A 7,954-nucleotide genomic window follows, 5' to 3' on the forward strand; every position below is an offset into this window, starting at 1 on the left:
GACCGGCGCCACGGCTTGGGTTCGCGACCAGGCCTGCTGGCGCTGACGATCACGGGCGACCGCCGCTGTATGTCGACTGGACTTGCTACAGATCGGCGGAATCGGCATCGCATGTGCGCTGCCGCTGGCGCGCGACAACGTACAACCGAGGGCGCGATGACCCACCGCACTCTCTTCCGCGCTGACGGCGGCATCCGTCACTTGGCTCCGATGCAGCCGCATTCACGGTCGCCCAACACCGGTTGGCGGTGCTAGCCGGCGACGTAACCGATCTGGCTCGGCGTGCCGTACTTGTACTGGCCGCCGTAGGCGCCCAGGCGCAATGCCATGTCGTTGAACAACACGCCCTGCGGCGAGATCCCGGCGTGGTTCAGGCGCTTGATCGATTCGTTGATCTGCGCCTCGGTCGTCACACCCGAGCGCGCCACGATGAACACCGCACCGGCATGGGCGCCGATGATCAGCGCGTCCGACACCGGCAGCAGCGGCGGCGGATCGAGCAGCACCAGGTCGTAATGCGGGCTGACCGCCTCGAGCAGGCTGCCGAAATTCAGGTGCAGCAGGAACTCGGAGCGATTCGGCGGCAGCTCGCCGGTCGGGATGAAGTCCAGGTTTTCCATCACGCTGTGATGGATGATCTCTTCCACCGGCAGCGCGCCGGTGATCGTGCGCGACAGCCCGCGTTCCCGGCTGACGCCAAAATAGCGGTGAAGGTGGCCGTTGCGCAGGTCGGCGTCGATCAGCAGCACCCGCTTGCCACTGGCCGCCACCACTGCCGCAAAATTGGCCGAAACGAAGGACTTGCCGAGCGCGCGCGTCGGTCCGGTGAACATGACGATGTTGTTCTTAAAGTGCGGCATCGAGAACTGCAACGCGGCGCGAAAGCTGCGCAGCGCCTCCACCGCCTCGTCCTCTGGCATGATCTGGGCCAGCAGCGGCAGCACCCCGCCCTCGCCGCGTGCCTTGCGCAACAGCTTGTCCTGGTTGCTGCTGTGCGGGATCGACGCGTACACGATACGCGCGCGCAACATCCGCTCGATCTTCTGCGGATCGTCGATGCCACCCTTGATCGCCTTGCGCGTGAACGCGATCAGCGTCCCCAGAAACAGCCCCGTGACCACCGCCAGCGCCACGATCAGCGGGCGGTTCGGCTTGATCGGCTTTTCCGGCGCGATCGGCGCGTCGATCATACGCACGTTGCTCACCCGGCCCACCGAAATCAGCCGCAGCTGCTGGGCCGTGTTCGACAGCGCCGTGTACAGGTCGGTGTTGACCTTGATGTCGCGCGTCAGCCGCGCCTCGTCCTGCTCCAGCACCGGCAGCGTCTTGATCCGGGCCGCGATCGCGTCGAGTTCGTTGTCAACTTCCTTGCGCTGACGGTTGATCGCCGCCACCACCGGGTGGTCCTCGGTAAAGCGCGACAGCAGCTCGGTCTTCTTCTGGATCAGTTCCATGCGCCGCGCGCGCGCCGCGGCCGCCTGTTCCAGGCTCATGCGCGCCTCCTCCTGCAGGTCGACCGTGCCGTGCGCATTGCGGAACTGGTTGTAGCGATCCTCGGACTGCTCCAGCTGGCGCTTGAGGATCGGCAGCTGCTGGTTCAGGAACGCCAGCGACTTTTCCGCCTCTTCGGTCTTGCGCGCCAGGTTCTGGCGCATGTATTCACGCCCCACCTCGGACAGCAGGCTGTGGATGCGCTTGGCGTCCTCTCCCTGCAGCTTGACCTCGATCACGCCCGACTGCTTGCCCTGCTCCGCGATCACCAGCGCGAGCTGGATCGCCTGGATCGTGCCCAGCCGCGACATGCGCTTGATGCGAAAACGCGCGCCCGCCTTGGCATACATGCGGTCGACCTTGATCTCGACTACGCCGTCCGGCGTCGGCACCCGGTAGCGCTGGCCCACCGTTCCCTCGAACACCAGGCGCTGGCCGCCGCCGGAAAACCGGTAGCGGTTGTTGCCCTGCGCGGTCAGCGTGAATTCCCGGTTCAGCCAGGCGTCGGGTACATCAAACACCGACACGTCGGCCCGCTCGCCGCCCCAGACATAGCCGCCATAGCCAAACAGGCCGGGCTCGGACAGCACCCCGCTGTTCTGATTGGCAAACCAGAAGCCGGCAATGGGCAGGTATTTTGGCTCGACCTGGATGTACAGCTGCAGGTTGTCCACCGCGCGCGACACCACCATGCGCGAGCGCAGCAGCTCCATTTCGGCGATCGCCGCCTTCTTGGTTTCGAACAGCGACGACGCCTCGGACAGGATGTTCTTGGACGCGTTCGGGCTCTCCTCTTCCACGTGGATCATCAGGTTGTCTTCATAGACCGGCTTGGCCACCAGCGCATACAGCACGGCGACGAAAGTAATCAGCGCCGTGATACCGCCAATCAGCCAGCGGCTGTCGTACAGCGTATTAAAATAGCTCTTGACGTCCACCGTCGGCTCGTCGCCCGGCCGCTCGTAGGGGTACGGGTTGACCGGTACCGACAGGATCGGGGGACTGTGTACGACATGGGTGAGCTGGTGGTGTTCGCCTGGCGTGGTCATGGATTCCTCCTGCGGTCAGGGCCGGGTGGTCACACCCACCGCCGAGGTCAACGCGCCCGGGAACAGCAGGCTCAGGTTGCGGTTCCAGTTGGCCAGCGGCGACGCGGCCACATACACCACGTCCTTGGGCCGCAGCTCGAACTCCTCGGCCATCGCGATCGATCCGGTCACGCGTGCGTCGAGCTGGAACACACGTGTGCCTTCGGCGGTCTTGCGCACCACGTAGATCTGGCGCGCGTCACCGGACAACGGGCTTACCCCGCCGCTTTCTCCCAGCGCCTCGTTCAGCGTCAGGCGCCCGTCGTGCATGGTCAGCGCTTTGGGCGTGATCACCTCGCCCGACACGAACACCTTGCTCTCGTCGCGCGAATGGACGCGCACCACGTCGCCCGGCGCCAGCAGCACCGTATTCGGATCGATGCCCTTTTGCACCAGCTCGCGCAGGTTGATGTCGTACCGTACCTTGCTGCGCTCCACTGCAATGCGGCTCTGGTCCGCCGTTGGCAGCAGCCCGCCGGCCCGGTTGAGCGCCTCCATCAGCGACATCGGGATGTCATTGATTGCCTGCAGCCCCGGCGACTTGACCTCGCCGTCGATGTACACGCGCTTGCTGCGGTACGACTGCACGCGCAGCGTGACGTTGGGATTGGCAATGTACTTGGCCAGCTTTTCGGACAGCTGCGCCCGCGCCTGTTCCTCGGTCAGCCCTTCCACCGGCAGCAGCCCGGCAAACGGAAACTGGATGCGGCCCTTGTGGTCAACCACGAAGCCGGGCGGTGTGGAGTTGGCGGCGGCGGTGGCCAGCGTGCCGTTGTCGGCGGCGGCCGCGGCCGCGGGCATGCCGGCGCCGGCCAGCTCGGGGTGGTCCCACACCGTAATCGACAGCACGTCGCCGGCGCCGATGCGGTACGGCCCGGGGTTCTTGACGATCAGGGAGGAGATGTCTTGCTGCTTCTGCTGCGCTGCCTTCTGCTTTTCCGCGTGAATCAACTGCTCGGTGATCATTTCAGTGGGCGGCGCCGCTTCCGCCCGGCCGTCGGCGCCGCCGGAATGGAACTGCAGCCCACTGGCACACCCCGCAAGCGCCGACACGATCAACAGGGGGCAGGTCCGTAGAAGTGCTCTTGCAATAGAGAATCTCATGATGATCGCCTGTCAAGAAACGCCTCCATGTCAGAGTACGGCGTCTCAATGGCTGGGCTTTGGCGCACGTCAAACGCCGGGCTCAGGTGGCAAGGTTTAGAGCAGGGAGGCGTTGAAAGCCGGGCTCAACCGTAGTGCCGGTCCGACCGGCTGGGCGTCAGCGCACTTCCTCCAGCAGCTTGAGCCCGTTCGCAAACGTCCAGATGCGGCGGATCTCGATCACGTCGTACAACGCCGCGACATTCGGCGGGAACGCGGCGTAGCGCTCGTTCAGGCGCACGATCCGCCGCACCGCCGCATCCACCTCGGCGTGGCCGCTGGAGCGTACGATCATCACGTCCTCGACGCTACCGTCGCTGCGCAGCGCCACGCTGACCACCGGATCGATACGCACGCGGTCGCCCAGCTGGCCGCCGTTGAGCGTGCCGTTGCGCTCGATCTTCTGGCGAAAGCCGTCGATGTACAGGCGCAGCGGCACGTCGCGCTCCGCCCCCGTGGACACGACCCGCCGGCGCTGCCGCGAATCGTCCTCGATCGTGCGCGCCACGGGCGGCGCGCCGCCGAGCACACCAAGTCCACGCACCAGCTCGCGCGCGCGGTTGCCAAGCTCGCTGCCGAGCGCCGTGCGCCGGGCTCGCTCGCCGGCCAGTCCGCTGCCACCAAACGCTGCGCCCGCTCCGGCGCCCGGCGCCACGGTTTCCTGACCAGCCACCGCGTCCTGCGCACGCCGCGCTTCTGCCTGCGCGCGCTGGCGCGCCAGTTCCTCTGCCTGGCGCTGCGCAAGCTGCTCGGCCCGGCGCCGGGCGGCATCCTCGGCCTCGCGCCGCAGCGCTTCCTGCTGCGCTTTTTGCTGGGCTGCGAGTACTTCCCGCTGGCGCAGCTCGGCCTGCTGGCGCTCTTCCTCCGCGCGCTGGCGCGACTGCCGCTCCTGTTCCTCGGCCTGCCGCTGGCGCTCCAGCCTGTCCTGCGCGGCGCGCTGCTCGGCCAGCAGGCGGGCGTGTTCTTGCGCAGCGCGCTGGCGCGCCAGTTCGCGCGCCGCCGCTTCCGCCGCCCGCTGCTGTTCCTGCTCCCGGACCAAGGCCGCGGCAGCGTCGCGCTCCCGTTCCTGCTGCCGGGCCAGCGCCTCGGCCGCTTCCTGCGCGCGGGTGCGCTCCTGTTCCGCCAGCCGCAACTGCTCCTGCCGTTGGGCTTCCTGCGCCGCGCGCAACTGCTCCTCGCGCTGCGTCCGTTCCTGCTCGCGGCGCAACGCCAGCGCCTGCTCGGCCTGCCGCTGCTCTTGCGCGCGCAGCGCCGCCAGCCGTTCCTGTTCCTGGCGCTGCTGTTCCAGCTTCGCCATTTCCAGCTGGCGAGTCTCCTCCTGCGCCTGCCGGGCTGCGGCCTCTTCCGCTTGCCTGCGCGTCTCCGCAACGCGCTGCTCGGCCGCCGCCTGTTCGATCCGTTCACGCTGCTCAGCGTCGTTGCCGGCGACGCTGGCGCCGTTACCCTCCTCTGCACCAGTGCGCAACACGGCCGTCCCGCTGTCCGTACTCGCGTCCGGTTCCGGCTGAGGGATGCTGAACGATGGCTCGGGCTTGCCATCCTGCGCAATCACACGCTCGCTCAACGCCTCGGTTTTTGGATGAACGACTGGCCGGCCGGACCGTTTGCGCGGGACTCGTTTTGCCGGGCTCGCCTTCACCGGTGGCGGCGGAACACGCTCCACCAACCGCAGCCCGTGTGCTGGCGCGTCCGGCATCGGCGCTTGAGGCATTGCCTCGACCGGTTGAACCGGGTCACCAGCCGGCGGCGCAGACTCACTCGCCAGCGGCCGCAACGGAGCTGCAAGCCTCACGACCAGCCGGGAAACGGCACCGGCCCCGAGCCCCGGCACCCCGAACTGCAGCGACAGCAGCAACGCGTGCGCCGCCAAGGACAGCGACAGGCCAACGGCAAGGCGCCGGTTGACCAATTCGCTTTGGCTGGACGGGCTGGCGGCAGTGGACATGGCGCGAGAAATGTTGTCGGACAAACAGCATAACGTTTACTCGACCGTAACGCGAGGCGCGCACGATACGGAACATCGCGGCAAACCCCGTTCTGGCAGAATGAGCATGGATGGTGATACGCCGACTGAGGAGGGATCATGTCCCCCGGATTCATCTTCGCAACCGGGATCGAAAACAGCGCCCCGACCATCGACCACGGCAGGAAGCGTGTCGACGAGATGGAAAAGTGCGGCCACTACAAATACTGGCGCACCGACTTCGACCTGGTGCAGGAACTGGGCCTGAAGGTGCTGCGCTACGGCCCGCCGCTGCACCGCACCTGGCTTGGGCCCAACCGCTACGACTGGGACTTTGCCGACCTGAGCTTTTACGACCTGCGCGAGCGCAACATTGCCGCCATCGTGGACCTGTGCCACTTCGGCCTGCCCGACTGGCTCGGCAACTTCCAGAACCCCGACTTCCCCGAGCTCTTTGCCCGCTACGCGCGCGCCTTCGCCGAGCGCTACCCGTGGAACCAGCTCTACACGCCGGTCAACGAAATGTCGATCTGCGCCCTGTTCTCGACCCTGTACGGCTGGTGGAACGAACAGGAACGCACCGACCGCGCCTTCGTCACCGCGATGAAGCACATCGTCAAGGCCAACATCCTGGCCATGCACGCCATCCTGAAGGTGCGGCCGGACGCGCTCTTTGTGCAAAGCGAATCAAGCGAGTACTACCATGCCGAGAACCCGCGCGCCATCGGCCCGGCCGAAGTGCGCAATGCGCGCCGCTTCCTGTCGCTCGACCTGAACTACGGCCGCCGGGTCGATTCGGAAATGTACGAATACATGCTCGACAACGGCATGACCCGCGACGAGTACCACTTCTTCCTCAACAACAACCTCAAGCACCACTGCATCATGGGCAACGACTATTACCAGACCAACGAGCACTACGTCCGTGCCGACGGTTCGACCCGTGCCGCAGGCGAAATCTTCGGCTACGCCGTCATCACCCACCAGTACTACAACCGCTATCGACTGCCCGTGATGCACACCGAAACCAACCTGTGCGAGGGCCCCAACGGCGACGAGGCGGTCAAGTGGCTGCGCAAGGAATGGGCGAACGTGCTACGCGTGCGCAACAACGGTGTGCCACTGGTCGGTTTCACCTGGTACTCCCTTACTGACCAGGTGGACTGGGACTCGGCCCTGCGCGAGGACAAGGGCCGGGTCAACGCGCTCGGCCTGTTCGACCTGAACCGCAAGATCCGGCCCGTGGGGATCGCCTACCGCGAGCTCGTGCAAGACTGGCTGCAGGTGCTGCCGACACAGAGCGTGTGCCTGCAGGTGCCGATGGCCATGCCGAGCGACTACGACCTGATCTGCAACGTGCGGCCGACCATGCCTCGAGACGAAGGCCGGACGCTCGCGCCGAGCAATACCGAGGGCAACTGAGCGCCCAGGAGGCAGTCATGCGTTTCACTGGACAAGTGGCCATCGTCACCGGCGCCACCGGCGGCATCGGCATGGCCGTGGCAACGCGGCTAGCCCATGAAGGCGCCAGCGTCGTGCTGGCCGCGCGCAATTCGCTCAAGCTGGCACAGGCACAGGCGCAGCTACAGGCTGCGGGCGCCCCGGCCGTGTTTTGCAGCACCTGCGACGTGTCCCACGAAGACCAGGTGCGCAACACGGTGGACGAAACCATTGCGCGCTTCGGTCGGCTTGACGTGGTGGTCAACAACGCCGGCGTCATGAACTTCAAGCCGCTTGAGGAGCAGACGGCCGAGGACTGGAACAGCGTGCTCGGGGTGGACCTGCTCGGCGCGTTCTTCTTCATTAAGCATGCGTTTCGCGTGATGATCCATGGCGGCGCGATCGTCAACGTATCCAGTGTGCATGCAGTCGAAACCTCGCCGCTGATTGCCCCTTACGCGGCGGCCAAGACCGCCCTGCTCTCGCTCACCCGCTCGGCCGCGCTGGAAGGCAAGCCGCGCCACATCCGCGTCAACGCGGTGCTCCCCGGCGCCATCGACACGCCTATGCTGTGGGATAACCCGAACATCAAGTCAGGCGTGGAAAAGATCGACCAGCGCGACGTCGGCCAGCCCGAAAACGTGGCCGCCGCCATCACCTACCTGGCCTCGCCGGACGCGGCCTTTGTGCAGGGGGCGATGCTCCGGGTGGATGGGGGACGTCTGGATCGGCTATAGCTAGCGATCCAGATTCGTGCCATTAATGCGAAAAAATGCGGAGAACCCACTTGAACATCTAGTAGCCGTGCCCTGCCTACTTTCCCATCAGG

At 66.2% G+C, this 7,954-nt stretch carries 5 protein-coding genes; 2 read left to right on the forward strand and 3 right to left on the reverse strand.

What is annotated here, in order from left to right; all coding sequences use genetic code 11:
- Positions 1–251 precede the first annotated feature (251 nt).
- From NX773_RS22580 to NX773_RS22590, 3 genes are all read right to left on the reverse strand, one after another.
- Positions 252–2,540: a polysaccharide biosynthesis tyrosine autokinase gene (locus tag NX773_RS22580; protein WP_258858484.1), complete on the reverse strand. Its 2,289-nt coding sequence runs from the start codon at positions 2,538–2,540 to the stop codon at positions 252–254.
- Between the two features lie 15 nt (positions 2,541–2,555).
- The gene (locus NX773_RS22585) at positions 2,556–3,683 is read right to left on the reverse strand and encodes a polysaccharide biosynthesis/export family protein (protein WP_258858485.1); all 1,128 of its coding nucleotides are present in this window, start codon (positions 3,681–3,683) and stop codon (positions 2,556–2,558) included.
- 157 nt (positions 3,684–3,840) lie between these two features.
- Positions 3,841–5,187, reverse strand: a complete 1,347-nt coding sequence (locus NX773_RS22590; RefSeq protein WP_258858486.1) for a TonB family protein — start codon at positions 5,185–5,187, stop codon at positions 3,841–3,843.
- A gap of 618 nt (positions 5,188–5,805) precedes the next feature.
- Here NX773_RS22590 and NX773_RS22595 point away from each other — a divergent pair.
- Positions 5,806–7,107, forward strand: coding sequence for a family 1 glycosylhydrolase (locus NX773_RS22595; protein ID WP_258858487.1), 1,302 nt, complete (start codon positions 5,806–5,808; stop codon positions 7,105–7,107).
- 17 nt (positions 7,108–7,124) lie between these two features.
- On the forward strand, positions 7,125–7,862 hold the full coding sequence (locus tag NX773_RS22600) for an SDR family NAD(P)-dependent oxidoreductase (RefSeq protein ID WP_258858488.1): 738 nt from the start codon (positions 7,125–7,127) through the stop codon (positions 7,860–7,862).
- The last annotated feature ends 92 nt before the right edge of the window (positions 7,863–7,954 follow it).

Source organism: Massilia solisilvae (genome assembly GCF_024753215.1).
Taxonomy (GTDB): Bacteria; Pseudomonadota; Gammaproteobacteria; order Burkholderiales; family Burkholderiaceae_D; genus Telluria; species Telluria solisilvae.

Bases quoted from the DNA above. Each gene is read 5' to 3' on its own strand.
- NX773_RS22595 (WP_258858487.1), top strand. From the start codon at position 5,806: ATGTCCCCCGGATTCATCTTCGCAACCGGGATCGAAAACAGCGCCCCG.
- NX773_RS22600 (WP_258858488.1), top strand. From the start codon at position 7,125: ATGCGTTTCACTGGACAAGTGGCCATCGTCACCGGCGCCACCGGCGGC.
- NX773_RS22585 (WP_258858485.1), bottom strand. From the start codon at position 3,683: ATGAGATTCTCTATTGCAAGAGCACTTCTACGGACCTGCCCCCTGTTG.
- NX773_RS22580 (WP_258858484.1), bottom strand. From the start codon at position 2,540: ATGACCACGCCAGGCGAACACCACCAGCTCACCCATGTCGTACACAGT.